Origin of the sequence: Mycobacterium sp. SMC-4 (assembly GCF_050205565.1) — a bacterium.
Lineage (GTDB): Bacteria > Actinomycetota > Actinomycetes > Mycobacteriales > Mycobacteriaceae > Mycobacterium.
The window spans coordinates 253,666-273,083 of the sequence record NZ_JBNMQU010000009.1 but is presented as its reverse complement, the minus strand read 5'-3'; the positions used below and the strand labels follow the sequence as shown (position 1 = coordinate 273,083).

The following is a 19,418-nucleotide window of genomic DNA, read 5'->3' as shown; positions in this document are numbered from 1 at the left end:
GGCGCGGGCGGTGCCGGCGGCGGCGGTGCAGCGGCGGCCGCCGGAGTGGGCGGGCCGGGCACGGGCCGGGGCGCCTCGGGCGCAGCGGGGGCCGCGGGGGCCGCAGGCTGCTGGGCCACCGGAGCGGACGGTTTGGGTGCCGGCCTGCGTTCGGGCGCGGACGGTTTGGGAGCGCCGTTGCCGCTGGCGGCCGAAGCCTTGTCGGCCGCGGGCTTGCCGCCACCGAACGATTCACGCAGACGACGGGCTACCGGCGCCTCGACGGTCGACGAGGCGGACTTGACGAATTCGCCCTGTTCACTGAGCCGGGCGAGTACTTCTTTGCTTGTGACACCGAGTTCCTTGGCCAACTCGTGCACGCGGGCCTTACCTGCCACTACTTCTCCTGTCTGAGAGGCGACAGCGGTGGTAGGCGCCGCGCCTCGGTTTAGCTATGACGCATGGTCATCGGGACTTCACGGTGTGCTCATGTTCTTCGCTACCTGTTCTTCTGCGGCCGGGCGATCAGGGCGCCTCGGCAGATGCTCCGAAGCGCTCCGTCACCGCGGTGATGTCCGGTGAACCGGTGATCCGCAACGCTCGGCCGAATGCCCGCCGGCGAATCGCCGCGTGCAGACACTGTGGATCGGGATGCAGCCAGGCACCCCGCCCCGGCAGCGTCCTCGCTGCGTCAACGGTCACGACGCTGGGACCATTCCCAGAACCATCACCGTCGGCGACAACGACAACTCGAAGCAGTTCGACGGCCAACTCTCGTTTTCGGCATCCGATGCACGTCCGCACCGGGCCCCCGGAGGGGATGTCGGTGCTTTTGCGCATCCGAGCCGATTTCTCGCGCTGGATCACAGGTGAGTCTACCGCCACGGCGGCATCGAAAAGAAAACCGGTGCAATAAGCCGAATCGGCGCGGCGTGTCAGCTCTCCCCCACCGCGTCCGGGCGGGAGTGTCGTCGTTCCGACGCGGCGTCGGCGGCGGCGTCGTCGCTGCGGATGTCGATGCGCCAACCGGTCAGCCGCGCCGCCAGCCGTGCGTTCTGACCTTCCTTGCCGATGGCCAGCGACAGCTGGAAATCGGGCACGATCACCCGCGCGGCCCGGGCAGCCTCGTCGATGACGGTCACCGAGACCACCTTGGCCGGCGACAACGCATTGGCGACGAAGCGTGCGGGGTCCTCGTCGAAGTCGATGATGTCGATCTTCTCGCCGGACAGTTCGCTCATCACGTTGCGCACGCGCTGCCCCATCGGGCCGATGCAGGCGCCCTTGGCGTTCAGGCCGGGCATCCGCGAGGTGACCGCGATCTTGGAGCGGTGCCCGGCCTCCCGCGCGACCGCGACGATCTCGACGGATCCGTCGGCGATCTCGGGCACCTCCAGGGAGAACAGCTTGCGCACCAGGTTCGGATGCGTCCGCGACAGCGTGATCAGAGGCTCGCGCGCGCCGCGCGTGACGCCGACGACGTAGCAGCGCAGCCGGTCGCCGTGCTCGTAGCTCTCCCCCGGCACCTGTTCGGCGACCGGGATGACGCCCTCGTTGCCCTTGATCTCGCTGCCCATCCGCACCACCACCAGGCCGCGGGCGTTGGCGCGTGCGTCGCGCTGAATGACACCGGCGACGATGTCGCCTTCCTTGGCGGAGAACTCGCCATAGTTCTTCTCGTTCTCCGCGTCGCGCAGGCGCTGCAGGATGACCTGCCGGGCCGTGGTGGCCGCGATCCGGCCGAAGCCCTCGGGGGTGTCGTCCCATTCGTGCAGCACGTTGCCGTCGGCGTCGGTCTGACGCGCCATCACCTTGACCACACCGGTCTTGCGATCGATGTCGATCCGCGCGTCGGGCTCGTGGCCGTCGGTGTGCCGATACGCGGTCAACAGCGCCGACTTGATCGTCTCGACGACGATCTCCACACTGATCCCTTTGTCGGCCTCGATCGCATGCAGGGCAGCCATGTCGATGTTCACGCTCTAGCCCTCCTTTCCGGATTGGCCGGCCAGTTCCAGCTCACGCGGATTGGGCGGCGAAAACTCCACCTGGACAACAGCTTTGACGACGCTCCCGAGTGCGATGTCGCGCACCGAGAGGTCGGCGCGCGGGCCGTGACGCACCACGACGCGGATGGACTCCCCTTCGATGGGCCCGAGACGGCCGGTCAGTGTCTCCCCGTCCGACAGCGTCATCTCCACCTTGCGGCCCTGCGCCCGACGGAAGTGCGTGGGCGTGGTCAGGGGTCGGTCGACGCCGGGTGAGGTCACCTCCAGCACGTACGCGGGGGTGTCGAGCTCGTCGAGCAGAGCCGAAGCGGTCCGAGACAGCGCCGCGACCGCGTCGAGGTCGAGACCAGAGTCGCTGTCTGCGACGACGGTGATGCGGGGCGGTCGGGCGGCGGTGTCGAGCACGACGTCCTCGAGGTCGTATCCGGCGCGCGCGAAGGCCCCCTCGAGCAGTTCGATCACCTGTCCTTGCGACGGCAATCCCGCAGACCGCTCAGCCACGGCGAGCTCCTCATGTTGAATTGTCCGGACCCGGTCGCAGCGGCGTCTGCTGCGAACTTTCCCAACGATACGCCAGCGGAGAGGACCGTCCGACGAGAAAAGACGGTCCGCTCGGCCGGGGTCGGGCCACCTGGCAGGATGTGGCACGTGCCGAGCCGTCCGCCGACCGTCAGCCGTCGACGCGTCCTGGCCGGCGCGGCCGGACTCGCGGTGCTCGGCGCGGCCGCGGTGACGTCGGCGGGTTGCTCGGCTCCCACTCCACCGCCCGATCTCGACGACCTGACCACCGCACTGGACCGGGCCCGCGCCGATGCCACGTTGGCCGAAGAGGTCGCCGCCGCGACGCGCGGCCCGATGGCCGACACCCTGACCGACGTCGCCGCGCAGCGGGCCGCACACGCCGAGGCGCTGTCCGACGAGATCGTGCGGATGACCGGCGCGGCCGCGCCGACGACCTCGGTGACGGTGACCACCGCGACGTCGACGGCGGCGAACACCCCGGCCCCGCCGCCGCCCACCGCGGCGGACGTGGTCGGTGCGCTGCGTGCGTCGGCCGACAGTGCCGCGAGCGCGGCGGCTGCTCTCTCGGGCTACCGGGCCGGGCTGTTGGCGTCGATCGCCGCGGCGTGCACCGCGGCCTACACCGTGGCACTGAGCCCGCCGGGAGCATCGCGATGACGTCATCCGAGCCGATCCCCACCCGGCCCAGCGACAGCGCCGAGGGCGCGCTGTTCGACGCGGTGGCCACCGAGCACGCCACCATCTACGGCTACGGGATGGTCTCGGCGCACTCGGATCCGGAGATCAACTACCTCGTCGCCGACGCGATGGCCGAGCATCGGCGCCGCCGCGAGGAGGCGATCGCGTTGCTCGAGGAGCGTGAGGTGACCGTGCCCCTGCCGGCGGCCGGCTACGAGTTGCCCCTCGCGGTCGACGATCCGGCCGCCGCAGCCGAACTCGCCGTGCGCATGGAGCAGGACGGCGCCACCGCGTGGCGCGCCGTCGTCGAGCAGGCCACCGATGAGACCGTGCGGGCGTTCGCCGTCGCGGCGATGATCGAGACCGCGGTCACCGCGGCGCGGTGGCGCGCAGTGCAGGACACGATCCCGGTCACCGTCGCGTTTCCCGGCGGCACCGAGTAGCGCCTCAGCGCACGGCGGCGGCGATGTCCGTCGCGGCCGCGGCGACCGGCACGTCGCGCTTCTCGCCGCTGAACCGATCGCGGAGTTCGACCACCCCGTCGGCCCATCCACGTCCGACGACGACAATCCACGGCACGCCCAGCAGTTCGGCGTCCTTGAACTTCACACCCGGCGAGGCCTGGCGGTCGTCGAGCAGTACGTCGATGCCCATGCGGTCCAACTCGGCGGCCAGCTCGGTGGCGCCGGCGCGGGCTTCGGCGTCCTTGTTGGCGATCACCACGTGCACCCCGAACGGCGACACCGATGCGGGCCAACGCAACCCGAGCTCGTCGTGCTGCTGTTCGGCGATCACCGCGACCAACCGCGACACCCCGATGCCGTAGCTGCCCATGGTCAGCCGCACCGGCTTGCCGTCCTCACCGAGCACGTCGGCGGTGAACGCGTCGGCGTACTTGCGGCCCAGCTGGAAGACGTGGCCGATCTCGATGCCGCGCGCGGCGACCAGCGGTCCGGCGCCGTCGGGCGACGGGTCGCCCTCCCGGACCTCGGCGGCCTCGATGGTGCCGTCGGGGGTGAAGTCGCGTCCGGCGACCAGACCGACGACATGGCGGCCGGGCTGGTCGGCCCCGGTGATCCAGGAGGAGCCGTCGACGATGCGGGGGTCCACCAGGTATCGAACCCCGTTGTCCTGCAGTCCTTTGGGGCCGATGTAGCCCTTGACCAGGAACGGATGCCGGGCGAAGTCGGCGTCGTCGAGCAGTGCGTACTCAGCGGGTTCCAGTGCCGCGCCCAGACGCTTGTCGTCGACCTCGCGGTCGCCGGGCACACCGATGCCCAACAGCTCCCAGTCGCCGCCGGGTTCGCGGACCTTGAGGAGCACGTTCTTGAGGGTGTCGGCGGCCGTCACGGTCCGTCCCGTGAACTGCGGGAGGTCGGCGCTGTTGGCCCAGTCGACGAGGGTGGCGATGGTGGGCGTGTCGGGGGTGTCGTACACGGTGGCCTCGGGCTGCCCGTCGATCGGCAGCGGGTCGGGCACCTTGGTGACCACGGCCTCGACGTTGGCGGCGTAGCCGGACTCCAGGCACCGCACATAGGTGTCTTCGCCGACCTCGCTCTCGGCGAGGAACTCCTCGGAGGCGCTGCCACCCATCGCCCCCGACACCGCCGAGACGATGACGTAGCGGACCGCGAGCCGATCGAAGATCCGTTGATAGGCCTCGCGGTGTGCGTCGTAGGCCTTCTTGAGACCGTCGTCGTCGACGTCGAAAGAGTAGGAGTCCTTCATCAGGAACTCGCGTCCGCGCAGGATGCCGGCACGGGGGCGGGCTTCGTCGCGGTACTTGTTCTGGATCTGGTAGAGCCGCAGAGGGAAGTCCTTGTACGACGAGTACTCGCCTTTGACGGTCAGGGTGAACATCTCTTCGTGGGTGGGTCCCAGCAGATAGTCGCTGTTGCGGCGGTCCTGCAGGCGGAACAACGTGTCGCCGTACTCGGTCCAGCGGTTGGTGGTCTCGTACGGCGCGCGCGGCAGCAGCGCCGGGAACAGGATCTCCTGGCCGCCGATGGCGTCCATCTCCTCGCGCACGATCTTCTCGATGCGGCGCAGCACCTTCAATCCGAGCGGCAGCCAGCTGTACAGCCCGGGGCCCACGGGGCGCACATAGCCGGCACGGATGAGCAGCTTGTGGCTGGGGACTTCGGCGTCGGCTGGATCGTCGCGCAGCGTGCGCAGGAACAGCTCGGACATGCGGGTGATCACGAGCGATCACCTTACTTGTCGCGCCCCGCGTGATTTCGGCGTGCTTACCGTCGCTGTGCGTAGGTTGTCACGCCGAAATCGCAGGCGAGCTAGAGCTCTCCGGCGTCGATCGCGTCCTTGACTTCCTGCGCGTGCGCCACCTGCTCAGCGGTGTACTTGATGAACAGCGCCGCCCCGCCGACGATCACCGCCACCGCCGCCACCCACAGCAGTCCGTAGGTATAGCCCTGATCCAGGGCGTGCAGTTCCGCGGGACTCATGTCCTTGACCGGGCCGGTGGTTCCGCCGAGGTACAGCGTGCGCGAGGTGATGACGGCCTGGATGATGGCCAGCACGACGGGACCGCCCAGGTTCTGCAGCATCAGCGCGATCGCCGACACCGGACCGATCTGGTCGAACCCGACCCCGGCGATCGCCGACACGGTCAACGGGACGACGATCAGGCCGATGCCCAATCCGCCGATGGTGATCGGCAGGACCAGGTTCGGGAAGTACGGGATGTTCGCGTCCAGCGTGGAGCCGTAGATCATCGCCGCCAGCACCAGCACGCCGCCGCCGATCACCAGCACCCGCGGCGGGAACTTCGACACCAGCGCCGAGGACAGCCCCAGACCGATGCCCAGCGCGATGACGAACGGGATGAAGCCGATGCCCGCCCGCAGCGCGCTGTACCCCATGATGTCCTGCACGTACAGCCCGATCAGCACGGTCAGCGTGAACATCACGCCGCCGGCCAGGAAGATCGCGGCGAATGTGGCGACGCGGTTGCGGTCGAGGAAGAGCTCGAACGGCACGACCGGGTTCTCCGCGGTGCGTTCGACCCACAGGAACGCGATCAGGCAGCCGACGGCGGCCACACCCGAGCCCAGGGTCACCGGTGAGGTCCACCCGGCCTCGGGGCCCATCGAGAACGCGAACACCGCCGCGGTGCAGCCCATGGTCGCCAGCAGCGCTCCTGCGGCGTCGAGCTTGAGACGCTCACGGTTGGTCTCGCGCAGCGTCCGGCGCGCCAGGTAGATCATGATCAGGCCGATCGGGACGTTCACCAGGAACGCCAGGCGCCAGGACACCTCGGTGAGGGCACCGCCGACCACCAGACCCATCACGGATCCGACGCCGGTCATCGCGGCGAACACCGCGGTGGCCGCGTTACGGGCGGGCCCCTTGGGGAACGTCGTCGCGATCAGCGCCAGCGCGGTCGGCGACGCGATGGCCGCGCCGACGCCCTGCAGCAGCCGGGCGATCACCAGCGTGGCCTCGTCCCAGGCGATGCCGCACAGGATCGACGCGATCGTGAACAGCGTGACGCCGACGATGAAGGTCCGCTTGCGGCCGATGGTGTCGCCGAGGCGCCCACCGAGCAGCATCAGGCCGCCGAAGGTCAGCACGTAGGCGGTGATGACCCAGCTGCGTCCGGCGTCGGACAGGTTGAGTTCGTCCTGGATCTTGGGCAACGCGACGATGGCGATGGTGCTGTCCATCGTGGCCAGCAGCTGCATGCCGCCGATCGCGATGACCGCGGCGATGAACCGCCGCGACGGCAACCATGCCGGCGTCTTACCTACTCGTGCTCCGTCGCCTCCGCGGCCGCCGGCCGTCTCCGCGATTCGTGCGGGCAGAGCTCGTCCCGAGGCCCGATTCGAGCCTCGCTTTTCTCTACCTTCAGCATCACGGTGGATGGCGGCACGCTCCGCATCGTTGAGAGCCGTCATAACGAGCTACCCTACAGTAATCTTAAGAATCCTCTAAGCCCCGAAGCCGGCCACCGCCCCTATCACGATGATCGCCGGGGGCCGGATACCGTCGGACCGGATCCGCTCGGGGGCCTCCGACAGCGTCGACCGCAAAATTCGTTGCGCGCTGGTGCTGCCGTGCTGGACCACCAAAACCGGTGTATCCGCTGGTCGGCCGCCGTCGAGAAGAACTTTGGCGAACAACTCGATGCGTTCGACGGCCATCAGCAAAACGATCGTGCCGCTCATCGCGGCCAGCGCATCCCAATTCACTAACGATTCGGGGTGCCCCGGCGCAACATGGCCGCTGACCACCACGAACTCGTGGTTCAGACCGCGGTGCGTGACGGGCACGCCCGCCAGGGCGGGGACGGCTATGGCGCTGGTCACACCCGGTACGACGGTCACCGGGATGCCGGCCTCGGTGCAGGCGATCACCTCTTCGTAACCGCGCGCGAACACGAACGGATCCCCACCCTTGAGCCGCACGACGAACTTGCCCTGGCGGGCCCGGTCGATGAGCACGGCGTTGATCGCGTCCTGCGCCATGGCACGGCCGTACGGGATCTTCGCGGCGTCGATCACCTCGATGTCGGGTGACAGTTCGGCGAGCAGTTGCTGCGGGGCCAGCCGGTCGGCGACGACTACGTCGGCGTGGGACAGCAGGCGCCGGCCGCGCACGGTCATCAGTTCCGGGTCGCCCGGGCCGCCCCCGACGAGCGCGACGCCGCCTCTGACGACGCCGGGAGCGTCCTCGTCGCTCTCGGCGATCAGACCTTGCTGCAGGGCCTCGCGGATCGCGGTGCGGATGGCCGCCGAGCGGCGGTGCTCTCCGCCGGCCAGGACACCGACGGACAGGCCCTCATAGTCGAAGGTCGCCGGTGTCACCGCGGTGCCTTCGACCGCGATGTCGGCGCGTACGCAGAACACGCGCCGGCGCTCGGCTCCGGCGACGATCGCGGCGTTGACGTCCGGGTCATCGGTGGCGGCGATCACATACCAGGCGCCGTCGAGGTCTCCGTCACGAAACTCGCGCAGCGTCAGGGTGATTCCCTCGATGGCCTCGACGACCGGGGTGGCCGCCTTGGTGATGACGTGCACGTCGGCGCCGCTGGCGACCAGCAGCGGAAGACGTCGTTGCGCCACGGTTCCCCCGCCGACGACGACGACCTTCTTGCCGGCCAGCCGTAGCCCCACCAGGTAGGCATCATCAGTACTCATGGAGCGCGTCACCCGGCGAGCTTAGAGGTTGCGGCGGCCTCGACGAAGCCGCCGACGGGATCGGTGGCGGTCAAGGCTTCACCATCGGCACGTGTGGAATCCCGTCGTCGAGGAATTCGTCGCCGTCGCGGACGAATCCGTGGCTGCAGTACATCTCGATCAGGTATGTCTGGGCGTTGATGTGGCACGGGTGGTCGCCGACCTCGGCCAGCGCCGCCTGCAGAAGCCGCGCGGCGTACCCCCGCCCACGATCGCTGCGCTTGGTGCAGACCCGGCCGATCCGGAAGGCCTTCACCCCGCCCGGATGCTCCTCCATCAGTCGTAACGTGGAAACGACTGTGCCGTCGGAGTTTTCGAGCCAGAAGTGCCGCGTCTCGGCCAGCAGGTCACGTCCGTCGAGCTCGGGGTACGGCGTCGCCTGTTCGACGACGAACACCTCGACGCGCAGCTTGAGCAGCTCGTACAGCGTCGCTGCGTCCAGGTCCTTGGCCCAGCTGCGGCGCAGCCCGACGGTCATGGCGTGCTGCGCTGTCAAACGGTCGCCGCGGTCGCTGTGTGCTCGGTGCCGGTGGTGTCGGGGACGCCACTGGCCGGCTTGTCGAGCTTGAGCACCCTGGTTCCGTGCTCCCACACTTGTTCGAAAAGCTTTGGCTCGTCGGACAATTGCGTACCAAGCGACGGGATCATGGCCTTGAGGGTGGGAGTCCAGCCCGCATACCGGTCGGAGAAGCAGCGCTGCATGACGTCGAGCATCGCCGGGACCGCGGTCGAGGCTCCCGGTGAGGCGCCGAGCAGACCGGCGATGCTGCCGTCGCCGGCGGCCAGCACGGTGGTGCCGAACTCCAGCACGCCGCCTTTGCCCTTGGCCTTGCGGATGACCTGTACGCGCTGTCCGGCGATGTCGAGTTCCCAGTCCGAATCCTGAGCGCTGGGCGCGAAGTCGCGCAGCGAATCCACGCGCGCGGCCGGGCTCTGGAGCAGCTGGCCGATCAGATAGCGCAGCAGTCCCATCTCGGTCAGACCCACGCCCAGCATGGAGACCAGGTTGTTGGGCTTGACCGAGAACGGCAGGTCGGTGACCTTGCCCTGCTTGAGGAACTTGGGCGACCAGCCCGCGAACGGGCCGAACAGCAGCCACGACTTGCGGTTGATCACCCGGGTGTCGAGGTGGGGCACCGACATCGGCGGCGCGCCCAGCGGCGGCAGCCCGTAGACCTTGGCCTGATGCCCCGCGGTGAGAACGGGATTGTCTGTGCGCAGGAACTGGCCGCCGACCGGGAACCCGCCGAAGCCCTTGGCTTCCTTGATTCCTGCCTTCTGCAGCAGCGGCAGCGCACCACCGCCGGCGCCGACGAAGACGAAGCGGGCGTTGATGGTGCGCTTGCGGCCGTTGCGACCGTTGACGATCTTGACGGTCCAGCTGCCGTCGGAGTTCTGGCTCAGATCGCGGACCTCGTTGCCGAACAGCGTGGTCATGCCCTGCTTGGCGCAGAAGCCGATCAGCTGGCGTGACAGCGATCCGAAGTCGACGTCGGTGCCGTCCTGCGTCCAGTTCAGCGCCACCGGCTCGGAGAAATCACGGCCTTCTGCCATCAACGGCAGCCGCCGCGCGAACTCGTCGGGGCGGTCGATGAACTCCATCGACCCGAAGAGCGGGTTGGTCACCAGAGCGTCGTACCGGCGCCGCAGGTACCGCACGTTGTCTTCGCCCGCGACGAAGCTGACGTGCGGAATGGGATTGAGGAAGCTGCGCACGTCGGGCAGCACACCGTTCTCCACGGCGTAGGCCCAGAACTGCCGCGACACCTGGAACTGTTCGTTGACGTTCACGGCCTTGGCAATGTCGATCGTGCCGTCCGGGCGCGCCGGCGTGTAGTTCAGCTCGCACAGCGCCGAGTGCCCGGTGCCGGCGTTGTTCCACGGGTCGCTGCTCTCGGCGGCCGCACCGTCGAGGCGCTCGACCAAGGTGATCGACCAGTTCGGCTCGACCAACCGAAGCAACGCACCGAGGGTCGCGCTCATGATGCCCGCCCCTACCAGCAGGACGTCTGTCTTCTCTGCTTCCGACACCTGTTCGTGGTCCTTCGTGGTCGCGGTCCGTTGCTCACGGCTTACCGGTGTTCAGGTTATCCCGGCGTGCTGGTGCCCAACCTTCCGACCACCCTCGCATTAGGGTGGCTGTCGTGTCTGGTTGGGAGCCCGATGTGCTGCCCGGATATTGGCGGCGTACGTTCCTGCTGGGTCCCGATCCCGATGGTGAGGGCGAACTCGAGGCGACTCTGGTGCGCCGCGGCGCCCACGACCGGTCCGCGCGCCATGCGGTGCTGTTGGTGCACGGCTACACCGACTATTTCTTCCACACCGAGCTCGCCGATCATCTGGCCGCCCGCGGCTTCGCCTGCTATGCCCTGGACCTGCACAAATGCGGGCGGTCGCACCGCCCCGGGCAGACTCCGCACTTCACCACCGACCTGGCGCGCTACGACGTCGAGCTCGAGCTCGCGGTCACCACGATCACGGCGGCCACCGGCGCCGACGTGCTCCTGTGCGGACATTCCGCGGGCGGGTTGGTGGTGTCCCTGTGGTTGGACCGGGTCAGACGGGCCGGCCGAACCACCGAGCTGGGGATAACAGGGCTGGTTCTCAACAGCCCGTTTCTGGATCTGCACGGACCGGCGGTGCTCCGTTCGGCGCCGACGTCGGCCGCGCTGATGGCGTTGGGCCGGCTGCTGGCGAAGACGGTGGTGCGGCGGCCCGGCGAAGGCGGCTACGGGACGTCGCTGCACCGCGACTACGCCGGCGAATTCGACTACGACCTGACCTGGAAGCCCATCGGCGGATTCCCCGTCACGTTCGGATGGCTGCACGCCGTCCGGCGTGGCCACGCGCGGTTGCACCGCGGTCTGGACGTCGGGGTGCCCAACCTGATCTTGCGTTCGGATCACAGCGTGCGCGAGGTCGCCGACCCGGAATCGATTCAACGCGGTGACGCGGTGCTCGACGTCGCCCAGATCGCGCGGTGGGCGGGATGCATCGGCAACCGCAGCACCGTCGTCCCGGTGGTCGACGCCAAGCACGACGTGTTCTTGTCGCTCGCGCAGCCGCGCGCGGCGGCGTACGCCGAGTTGGACCGCTGGCTGGACTGGTATCTGACCGACCATGGGGCCGCGACGGCGGACGCCACACCATCCGAGGAAAAGAGCGGGCATGGCTGATTTCGACATCGCGATCATCGGAACGGGTTCGGGTAACACCATTCTCGACGAACGATATGTCGACAAGCGGGTGGCGATCTGCGAGAAGGGGGTGTTCGGCGGAACGTGCCTGAACGTCGGATGCATCCCGACGAAGATGTTCGTCTACGCCGCGGGGGTGGCAGGTCAGATCGCTGACGCCGGCCGGTTCGGCATCGACGGAGCGCTCCATGGCACGCGTTGGCCCGACATCGTGTCGCGGGTGTTCGGGCGTATCGATCCGCTCGCGACCGGCGGTGAGCACTATCGGCGGTCTTCCCCGAATGTCGAGGTGTTCGACAGTCACACGAAATTCGCCGCGGGCAGCGGTGATTCGGGATACCGGTTGCGCACCGAGGACGGCGACGAGTTCACCGCGGAGCAGGTGGTGATCGCCGCCGGGGCCCGCGCGACGGTGCCGCCGGCGATCCTGGACTGCGGTGTGGGCTACCACACCAGCGACACCATCATGCGGATCTCAGAGCTCCCGGAGCACATCATCATCGTCGGCGGCGGCTTCGTCGCGGCGGAGTTCGCGCATGTGTTCTCGTCGTTGGGCAGCAGGGTGACGATCGTGTTGCGGGGCACCACCATGCTCAGCCACACCGACGACACGATCTGCGAGCGGTTCACCGACATCGCCGGCAAGAAGTGGGAGATCCGCAGTCGCCGCAACATCGTCGGTGGCAGCTCTGACGACTCGGGGGTGACCGTCAAGCTCGACGACGGGTCCGCGTTGCGGGGCGACGCGCTGCTGGTGGCCACCGGCCGGGTGCCCAACGGCGATCTCCTGGACGTCGCGCATGCGGGCGTGAAGGTCGACGGCGGACGGGTACTGGTCGACGAATTCCAAAGGACCACAGCCCGAAACGTGTTCGCGCTCGGTGATGTGAGCTCGCCGTATCAGCTCAAGCACGTCGCCAACCACGAGGCCCGGGTGGTCAAGCACAACCTGCTGCAGGATTGGGACGACACCGAGTCGCTCATGCGGACCAACCACCGGTTCGTGCCGTCGGCGGTGTTCACCGAACCGCAGATCGCGTCGGTCGGAATGACCGAGAACGAAGCGCGCGCAGCGGGTTACCGCATCCGCTCGAAGGTGCAGGACTACAGCGACGTGGCCTACGGCTGGGCGATGGAGGACACGCACGGTTTCGCGAAGCTGATCGTCGACGACGACACCGGCCTGCTGTTGGGCGCGCACATCATGGGCCATCAGGCGTCGTCGATCATCCAGCCGCTGGTGCAGGCGATGGCGTTCGATCTGCCCGCCCAGGAGATGGCGCGGGGCCAGTACTGGATTCATCCGGCGCTGCCGGAGGTGATCGAGAATGCGTTGTTGACGTTGTGTGGCGAGCCGCCATGGCCGCCGGGACGGCGGCATTGAGCCGGAGCCGCCGGGACGGCGGCATTAGGCAGGAGCCGCCGGGACGGCGGCATTGAGCCGGAGCCGCCGGGACGGCGGCATTGAGCCGGAGCCGCCGGGACGGCGGCATTAGGCAGGAGCCGCCGGGACGGCGGCATCAGAAGATCAGACCGTTGCCCTTTGTTGTCGCGGCGGTGAACCGCTGCTGGACGTCGGCCCAGTTGACGACGTTCCAGAAGGCCTTGACGTAGTCGGCCTTGACGTTCTTGTACTGCAAATAGTAGGCGTGTTCCCACATGTCGACCTGCAGTAGCGGGATGATGCCCAGTGGCACGTTGGCCTGCTGGTCGTACAGCTGGAAGGTCAGCAGTTTGTCGCCGAGGGTGTCGTAAGCCAGCACCGCCCAGCCCGATCCCTGCAGTCCGTTGGCGGCCGCGGCGAACTGCGCGCGGAACTTGTCGAAGGACCCGAACTGGTCGTCGATGGCGGCGGCGAGTTCCCCCGTGGGTTTGTCGCCGCCGTCCGGCGAAAGGTTCTTCCACCAGATGGTGTGGTTGACGTGGCCGCCGAGGTGGAATGCGAGGTTCTTCTCGTACAGGAAGATCGCCGCGTGGTCGTCGCCGGCGCGGGCCTCGGCGAGCTTGGCCAGTGCGTCGTTGACGCCCTTGACGTAGGTGGCGTGGTGCTTGCTGTGGTGAATCTCGTTGATCTGGCCGGAGATATGCGGTTCCAGCGCGCCGTAGTCGTAGTCCAGGTCGGGGAGCGTGTACTCAGCCATGCGGGTCCTTTCTCGTGTAGGCCGGCGTGCGTCCGTCGCGGCTTCATACCCGTCGACGGGGCCACCAATCATGCCCACCCGGACCAATATATGTCTGAGTGTTCAGATATTCATATCTGTGTTAGCCTGGCTGCGAGGTTGGTCATGAGCGGCATCGATGCAGCACATCAGCCGCCATGGCCGCCCATACGACGTCAGGCGTCAGTGGTGGTGCCGCGCACCGATCCAATGCAGCAGGTCGTGGACCGTTTCGTCTTCCAGCCGGTAGGTCACCGATCGGCCCGCCCGCGTGTTGCTCACCCAGCCCTGTTGGCGCAGCACCCGCAACGCCTGGGACACGGCGTTTTCCGAGCGGCCCAGCGCCGCGGCCAAATCGCTGACGCAGATGTCCGGCGCACGATGCAGACACAGCAGGATCTCCAGCCGGTGCGGATCCGAGACCAGGTCGAAGCGCTGCGCCCAGCTGGGGGTGTCCACCTCGGCCAGCGCCGACGACGCCCGTTCCACCAGCTGCGCATCCTCCATGGCAGCCAATTTAGTCCTCGAGGGCCGCGCGGCGGGCTACCCGGTCAGTCCAGGAAGCCGTGCAGCAGGGCTGCGGACGCACGGACGTGCGCGGTCATCGTCTGCGCGGCGGTCTCGGCGTCACCCATCAGGATGGCCGCCACGATCTCTGCGTGCTGGTCGTCGGAATGCGCGATGTTGCGGGAGAGCAACGGGATCGCGTCGAGCAACTCGTTCAGCCGCATCCGGTTGTGCGCGACCAGCGGCACCAGTGACGGCACGCCCGCCGCCTCGGCGATGGCCAGGTGCAAGCGGGAGTCCAGCCTGCGGTAGTCCCCCGGCGCCGCGCTGCGCACGTCGGCCAGCCGGGCCTGCAACGCCTGCCGCTCCTCGGCACTGTGCGGCCGGCTCGCCGCCATCCGCGCGGCCCCCACCTCGAGGATCTCGCGCAACCGCAGGATGTCGTCGATCTCCGCGCGGTCGAGGCGCGCGTCGGTGCAGCGCGGGACCGGCGACGCATCGGCCAGGAACGTGCCGCCGTAGCGGCCGCGCCGCGTGACCAGATAGCCGGCCTCGGCCAGCGACTTGATCGCCTCGCGCACGGTGTCTCGGCTGACACCGAGCCGCGCCGCCAGTTCCCGCTCGGGCGGCAAGGACTGCCCGGGCTGCAGCACCCCGAGCCGGATGGTCTGCAACAGCCGTTCGACGGTGTCCTCGAACGCGTTGACCGGCCGGTCCGGACGCAGCAATGCCGCGCTGACGTCGACGGGGTCCGGTGAACACATCTCGGGCTACAGCGGCGTCACGTAGTGGCCGCTGATGCCGCCGTCGACCAGGAACGACGACGCCGTGATGAACGACGCGTCGTCGCTGGCCAGAAACGCGACCGCGGCGGCGAGTTCCTCAGGCTCGGCGAACCGGCCGACGGGCACGTGCACCAGCCGGCGGGCAGCGCGCTCGGGATCCTTGGCGAACAGCTCCTGCAACAGCGGGGTGTTCACCGGTCCGGGGCACAGCGCGTTGACCCGGATACCCTGCCGGGCGTACTGCACGCCGAGCTCGCGCGACATCGCCAGCACGCCGCCTTTGGATGCGGTGTAGGAGATCTGTGAGGTGGCCGAACCCATCACCGCCACGAACGACGCGGTGTTGATGATCGAGCCCTTCTGCTGCGGAACCATGTGGCGCAGTGCGGCTTTGCAACAGAAGAACACCGACTTGAGGTTGATGTCCTGCACCCGCTGCCATGCCTCGATGCCGGTGTTCTCGATCAGGTCGTCCTCGGGCGGGGAGATGCCGGCGTTGTTGAACGCGACGTCGACCGATCCGTATTTCTCGGCGGCGGTGTCGAACAGCGCGTCCACCGCCACCTGGTCGGAAACGTCGACCTGGACGAACGTGCCGTTGAGGTCCTCGGCGACGGTCTTGCCGGTGTTGGGGTCGATGTCGCCGATGACGATCGTGGCCCCCTCGGCGTGCAGCCGCCGCGCGCTGGCCAGTCCGATGCCGCTGGCGCCGCCGGTGATCACCGCGACCTTGCCGGCCATACGTTGGGTCAGATCCATCAGTGAGCAACCTCCTGGTCGGCGGGGACGGCGATGAAGACGTTCTTGGTTTCGGTGAAGGACAGCGGCGCATCAGGTCCGAGCTCGCGGCCCAGCCCGGACTGCTTGAAGCCGCCGAAGGGGGTGGTGTAGCGCACCGAGGAGTGCGAGTTGACCGACAGGTTGCCTGCCTCGATGGCGCGCGACACGCGCAACGCTCGGGACAGGTTGTCGGTCCAGATCGAGCCGGACAGACCGTATTCGGTGTCGTTGGCCAGCGCGATCGCGTCGGCTTCGTCGTCGAACGGCAGCACGGCCACGACGGGCCCGAAGATCTCCTCGGTGACGGTGCGGTCGCTGCGCTGCGGGGTCAGCACCGTCGGCGGGAACCAGAATCCCGGACCCGACGGGGCAGCGCCCCGGAACGCCACCGGCGCGTCGTCGGGCACGAACGAGGCCACCGAGTTCCAGTGCTTCTTGGACACCAGCGGCCCCATCTCCGTCTCCTCGGCACCCGGGTCGCCCACCTTCACACCCTGCACGGCGGGCTCGAGCAGTTCCATGAACCGGTCGAACACATTGCGCTGCACCAGGATCCGACTTCGCGCGCAGCAGTCCTGGCCGGCGTTGTCGAAGACGCCGTAGGGCGCGGTGGCCGCGGCGCGTTCCAGATCGCAGTCGTCGAAGACGATGTTGGCGCTCTTTCCGCCGAGTTCGAGGGTGACGCGTTTGACCTGCCGGGCGGCGCCGGCCATCACTCGGGTGCCCACTTCGGTGGAGCCGGTGAACACGATCTTGCGCACGCCGGGGTGGGTGACGAACCGCTCCCCCACCACCGATCCCCGACCGGGCAGCACCTGGAACAGGTCGGCGGGCAGCCCCGCCTCGGCGGCCAGTTCACCGAGGCGCATCGTGGTCAACGGCGTCCATTCCGCGGGTTTGACCAGCACCGCGTTACCGGCGGCCAGCGCCGGCGCGAACCCCCATGACGCGATGGTCATCGGGAAGTTCCACGGCGTGATCACCCCGACCACCCCGAGCGGCTCGTGAAACGTCACGTTCCAGCCGTCGGCGACGGGAATCTGCCTGCCGGACAACCGTTCCGGCGCGGCCGCGTAGTACTGCAACACGTCGCGCACGTGTCCGGCCTCCCAGCGTGCGTTGCCGATCGGGTGCCCGGAGTTGGCGACCTCCAGCGCCGCGAGTTCGTCGATGTGGGCGTCGACCGCCGCGGCGAACGCGCGCAACGCCTCGGCGCGCGCGGCCGGCGCCTGGCGCGCCCACGCGCGTTGGGCCACCGCGGCGCGGGCCACGGCGTCGTCGACAGCGGCCTCGTCGCACATCTCGACGGTGCGCAGCACCTCCTCGGTCGCGGGATTGATCACTTCGCTGACGGTCATCAGCTCACCTCCTGTGTCTTGCGCGCGGCGTAACCCGCGGCCGCATCGACCAGACCGGCGAACAGCCGCAGGTCGTCGAGGCGCTCCTCGGGGTGCCATTGCACGGCCACCACCCAGTGGTCCGGGTACTGGCGGGGGTCGGTCTCGACGGCCTCGATGACGCCGTCGGTGTCGGCGGCGGACACGATCAGCCCGTCGCCGAGCCGGTCGATGGCTTGGTGGTGGTAGCACTGGGCGTCAGTGGCGGGGCCGACGAGTGACGCCACCCGGGTGTGCGGCACGGTGGTGATCGACGAGGTGCTGAACACCGCGTTGCCCTGCTGGTGGCGGGTGTGGCCGACGACGTCGGGCAGGTGCTGGTGCAGGGTGCCGCCGAGTGCGACGTTGAGCACCTGCGCGCCGCGGCAGATTCCCAGCACCGGCATCCGCCGCGCCAAAGCCGCACGGATCAAGGCCAATTCGAACGCGTCCCGGGTGCAACTGTCCGGTTTGGGCTCGTCGGTGGCCGGATGGCGGGGGCTGCCGTAGGCGGCGGGATCGAGGTCGGGGCCGCCGGTGATGACCACCGCGTCGAGCCCGTCGAGGATGCGGTGGGCGACGGTTTCGTCAACCGGCTGGGGCGGCAGGAGCGTCGCGATGCCGCCGGCCATGCCGACGCCTTCGAAGTAGATGGCGGGCAGGAAGCTGGCGCGTACATCCCACACACCGGTCTGCGCTTGCTGCAGGTAGGTGGTCATCCCGACCACCGGGCGGTGTTCAGAACCGTTCAAAGCCGCGGATCCTCTCCCAGTCGGTGACGGCGGCGTTGAACGCGCGCAGTTCGATGCGCGCGTTGTTGACGTAGTGGTCGACGACGTCGTCGCCGAAGGCCGCCCGGGCGATGGCCGAGTTCTCGAACAACTCCACCGCCTCGGCCAGCGTGGTGGGCAGCCGGTCGGCGCCGCTGGTGTAGGCGTTGCCGTCCACCGCGTCGGGCAGCTCCAGCTCGTTCTCGATGCCGTACAGACCGCCGGCGATCAGGGCGGCGACCGCCAGGTACTGGTTGACGTCGCCGCCGGGCGCGCGGTTCTCCATGCGCATGCCGTGGCCGTGCCCGACGACCCGCAGTGCGCAGGTGCGGTTGTCCAGACCCCACGCCACCGCCGTGGGCGCGAAGCTGGCTTCGGCGAATCGCTTGTAGGAGTTGATGTTCGGCGCATACAGGAGCGTGAAGTCGCGCATGGTGGCGAGCTGGCCGGCGATGAACTGCCGGAACATCGGCGACATGCCGAGCTCGTCGGAGTCGTCGGCGAACACGGCCGAACCGTCCTGCCCGCGGAACGAGATGTGGATGTGGCAGCTGTTGCCTTCGCTCTCGTCGAATTTCGCCATGAACGTGATGCTCTTGCCGTGCTGGTCGGCGATCTCTTTGGCGCCGTTCTTGTAGATCGTGTGGTTGTCACACGTGACCAGTGCGTGGTCGTAGCGGAAGCCGATTTCCTGCTGGCCGAGGTTGCACTCGCCCTTGACGCCCTCGCAGAACATGCCTGCGCCGTCCATACCCAGACGGATGTCGCGCAGCAGCGGCTCCATGCGGGTCGAAGCGTGCATCGCGTAGTCGATGTTGTAGTCGCTGGACGGCCGCAGGTTGCGGTAGCCGGCCGCCCAGGCATCGCGGAATCCGGTGTCGAAGACCATGAATTCCAGCTCGGTGGCCGCGATCGCGTCGAGTTGGCGCTCGGCCAGCCGGTCGAGCTGGGCGCGCAGGATCCCGCGCGGTGCTTGGCGCACGGGACGGCCGTCGGTCCAGGAGAGGTCGGCCATCACCAGCGCGGTGCCGGGCAGCCAGGGCACGCGTCGCAGCGTGGTCATGTCCGGGGTCATCACCATGTCGCCGTAGCCGGTCTCCCAGCTGGAGATCGCGTAGCCGTCGACGGTGTTCATGTCGACGTCGACGGCCAGCAGGTAGTTGCAGCACTCGGCGCCGTGCTCGGCGACGTCCTCGACGAACAGCCGGGCCGAGATGCGCTTGCCGGTCAACCTGCCCTGCATGTCGCAGAACGCCACGATCACCGTGTCGATGTCGCCGGCGGCGACCAGTTCCTCGAGCTGGGTCGGGGACAGCAGACCTCGTGCGCCGGCGCTCATCAGTACCTGCCTCGTATCGGTGGACGGGACTCGGGCCCCACGAGCAGTGGGCTGCTCAGGACGACAGCGAGCAGCGGGCTGCTCAGGATGACAGGTTGCCACGCCCAAAGGTCGGACGCCAG

At 68.5% G+C, this 19,418-nt stretch carries 18 protein-coding genes and 2 pseudogenes; 4 read left to right on the top strand and 16 right to left on the bottom strand.

Annotated elements, in window-relative coordinates; genetic code table 11:
- The 4 genes and pseudogenes from ACQI46_RS17730 to rimP form a co-directional block, all read right to left on the bottom strand.
- Window positions 1-377, bottom strand: a 377-nt coding sequence (locus ACQI46_RS17730) for a translation initiation factor IF-2 N-terminal domain-containing protein (protein ID WP_427095325.1), incomplete at its 3' end; no start/stop codon positions are given.
- A 127-nt stretch (window positions 378-504) separates the two neighbouring features.
- The gene (locus tag ACQI46_RS17725; protein ID WP_427095324.1) at window positions 505-846 is read right to left on the bottom strand and encodes a YlxR family protein; all 342 of its coding nucleotides are present in this window, start codon (window positions 844-846) and stop codon (window positions 505-507) included.
- 115 nt (window positions 847-961) lie between these two features.
- Window positions 962-1,958 (bottom strand): annotated as a pseudogene (gene nusA / locus ACQI46_RS17720) (transcription termination factor NusA); the annotation flags it as partial.
- Window positions 1,959-1,961: 3 nt separating this feature from the next.
- Entirely contained in the window at window positions 1,962-2,489 is a 528-nt protein-coding gene (gene rimP / locus ACQI46_RS17715) for a ribosome maturation factor RimP (RefSeq protein ID WP_427095323.1), read from the bottom strand.
- 138 nt (window positions 2,490-2,627) lie between these two features.
- On the opposite strand from rimP, the gene ACQI46_RS17710 reads away from it, so the two are divergent.
- The gene (locus ACQI46_RS17710; protein ID WP_427095322.1) at window positions 2,628-3,167 is read left to right on the top strand and encodes a hypothetical protein; all 540 of its coding nucleotides are present in this window, start codon (window positions 2,628-2,630) and stop codon (window positions 3,165-3,167) included.
- Entirely contained in the window at window positions 3,164-3,631 is a 468-nt protein-coding gene (locus ACQI46_RS17705) for a ferritin-like domain-containing protein (RefSeq protein ID WP_427095321.1), read from the top strand. Before ACQI46_RS17710 ends, ACQI46_RS17705 begins: the two co-directional genes overlap by 4 nt.
- A 4-nt stretch (window positions 3,632-3,635) precedes the next feature.
- Here ACQI46_RS17705 and ACQI46_RS17700 read toward each other — a convergent pair whose 3' ends face one another.
- The 5 genes and pseudogenes from ACQI46_RS17700 to mqo form a co-directional block, all read right to left on the bottom strand.
- Entirely contained in the window at window positions 3,636-5,390 is a 1,755-nt protein-coding gene (locus ACQI46_RS17700; RefSeq protein WP_427095320.1) for a proline--tRNA ligase, read from the bottom strand.
- An 89-nt stretch (window positions 5,391-5,479) separates the two neighbouring features.
- Window positions 5,480-7,102 (bottom strand): MFS transporter, encoded by a 1,623-nt coding sequence (locus ACQI46_RS17695; protein ID WP_427095319.1) that lies wholly within the window; start codon window positions 7,100-7,102, stop codon window positions 5,480-5,482.
- 33 nt (window positions 7,103-7,135) lie between these two features.
- Window positions 7,136-8,344 carry a uroporphyrinogen-III C-methyltransferase gene (cobA, locus tag ACQI46_RS17690; protein ID WP_427095318.1) on the bottom strand — a complete coding sequence of 403 codons (1,209 nt, stop codon included), beginning with the start codon at window positions 8,342-8,344 and terminating at the stop codon, window positions 7,136-7,138.
- A 70-nt stretch (window positions 8,345-8,414) separates the two neighbouring features.
- Window positions 8,415-8,861 carry a GNAT family N-acetyltransferase gene (locus ACQI46_RS17685; protein WP_427095317.1) on the bottom strand — a complete coding sequence of 149 codons (447 nt, stop codon included), beginning with the start codon at window positions 8,859-8,861 and terminating at the stop codon, window positions 8,415-8,417.
- A gap of 14 nt (window positions 8,862-8,875) precedes the next feature.
- Window positions 8,876-10,423: pseudogene (gene mqo, locus ACQI46_RS17680) on the bottom strand (malate dehydrogenase (quinone)); the annotation flags it as partial.
- 104 nt (window positions 10,424-10,527) lie between these two features.
- Between mqo and ACQI46_RS17675 the strand changes: the two are divergent.
- The gene (locus ACQI46_RS17675) at window positions 10,528-11,559 is read left to right on the top strand and encodes an alpha/beta hydrolase (protein ID WP_427095316.1); all 1,032 of its coding nucleotides are present in this window, start codon (window positions 10,528-10,530) and stop codon (window positions 11,557-11,559) included.
- Window positions 11,552-12,964 carry a mycothione reductase gene (mtr, locus tag ACQI46_RS17670; RefSeq protein ID WP_427095315.1) on the top strand — a complete coding sequence of 471 codons (1,413 nt, stop codon included), beginning with the start codon at window positions 11,552-11,554 and terminating at the stop codon, window positions 12,962-12,964. The genes ACQI46_RS17675 and mtr overlap by 8 nt, the downstream gene beginning before the upstream one ends.
- 136 nt (window positions 12,965-13,100) lie before the next feature.
- Here the strand turns inward: mtr and ACQI46_RS17665 are convergent, their stop codons facing one another.
- The 7 genes from ACQI46_RS17665 to ACQI46_RS17635 form a co-directional block, all read right to left on the bottom strand.
- Window positions 13,101-13,721 (bottom strand): superoxide dismutase, encoded by a 621-nt coding sequence (locus tag ACQI46_RS17665; RefSeq protein WP_427095314.1) that lies wholly within the window; start codon window positions 13,719-13,721, stop codon window positions 13,101-13,103.
- Between the two features lie 201 nt (window positions 13,722-13,922).
- Complete coding sequence (locus tag ACQI46_RS17660) at window positions 13,923-14,246, bottom strand: ArsR/SmtB family transcription factor (RefSeq protein ID WP_427095313.1); 324 nt, start codon at window positions 14,244-14,246, stop codon at window positions 13,923-13,925.
- Window positions 14,247-14,290: 44 nt separating this feature from the next.
- A complete protein-coding gene (locus tag ACQI46_RS17655) occupies window positions 14,291-15,010 on the bottom strand; it encodes a FadR/GntR family transcriptional regulator (RefSeq protein ID WP_427095312.1) in 720 nt (239 codons plus the stop codon).
- 6 nt (window positions 15,011-15,016) lie between these two features.
- Complete coding sequence (locus ACQI46_RS17650; RefSeq protein ID WP_427095343.1) at window positions 15,017-15,793, bottom strand: 3-oxoacyl-ACP reductase; 777 nt, start codon at window positions 15,791-15,793, stop codon at window positions 15,017-15,019.
- Window positions 15,790-17,169: an aldehyde dehydrogenase family protein gene (locus ACQI46_RS17645; protein ID WP_427095311.1), complete on the bottom strand. Its 1,380-nt coding sequence runs from the start codon at window positions 17,167-17,169 to the stop codon at window positions 15,790-15,792. Before ACQI46_RS17645 ends, ACQI46_RS17650 begins: the two co-directional genes overlap by 4 nt.
- On the bottom strand, window positions 17,169-17,906 hold the full coding sequence (locus ACQI46_RS17640; RefSeq protein ID WP_427095310.1) for a gamma-glutamyl-gamma-aminobutyrate hydrolase family protein: 738 nt from the start codon (window positions 17,904-17,906) through the stop codon (window positions 17,169-17,171). The genes ACQI46_RS17645 and ACQI46_RS17640 overlap by 1 nt, the downstream gene beginning before the upstream one ends.
- Window positions 17,907-17,925: 19 nt before the next feature.
- Entirely contained in the window at window positions 17,926-19,296 is a 1,371-nt protein-coding gene (locus ACQI46_RS17635; RefSeq protein WP_427095309.1) for a glutamine synthetase family protein, read from the bottom strand.
- Between the last annotated feature and the right edge of the window lie 122 nt (window positions 19,297-19,418).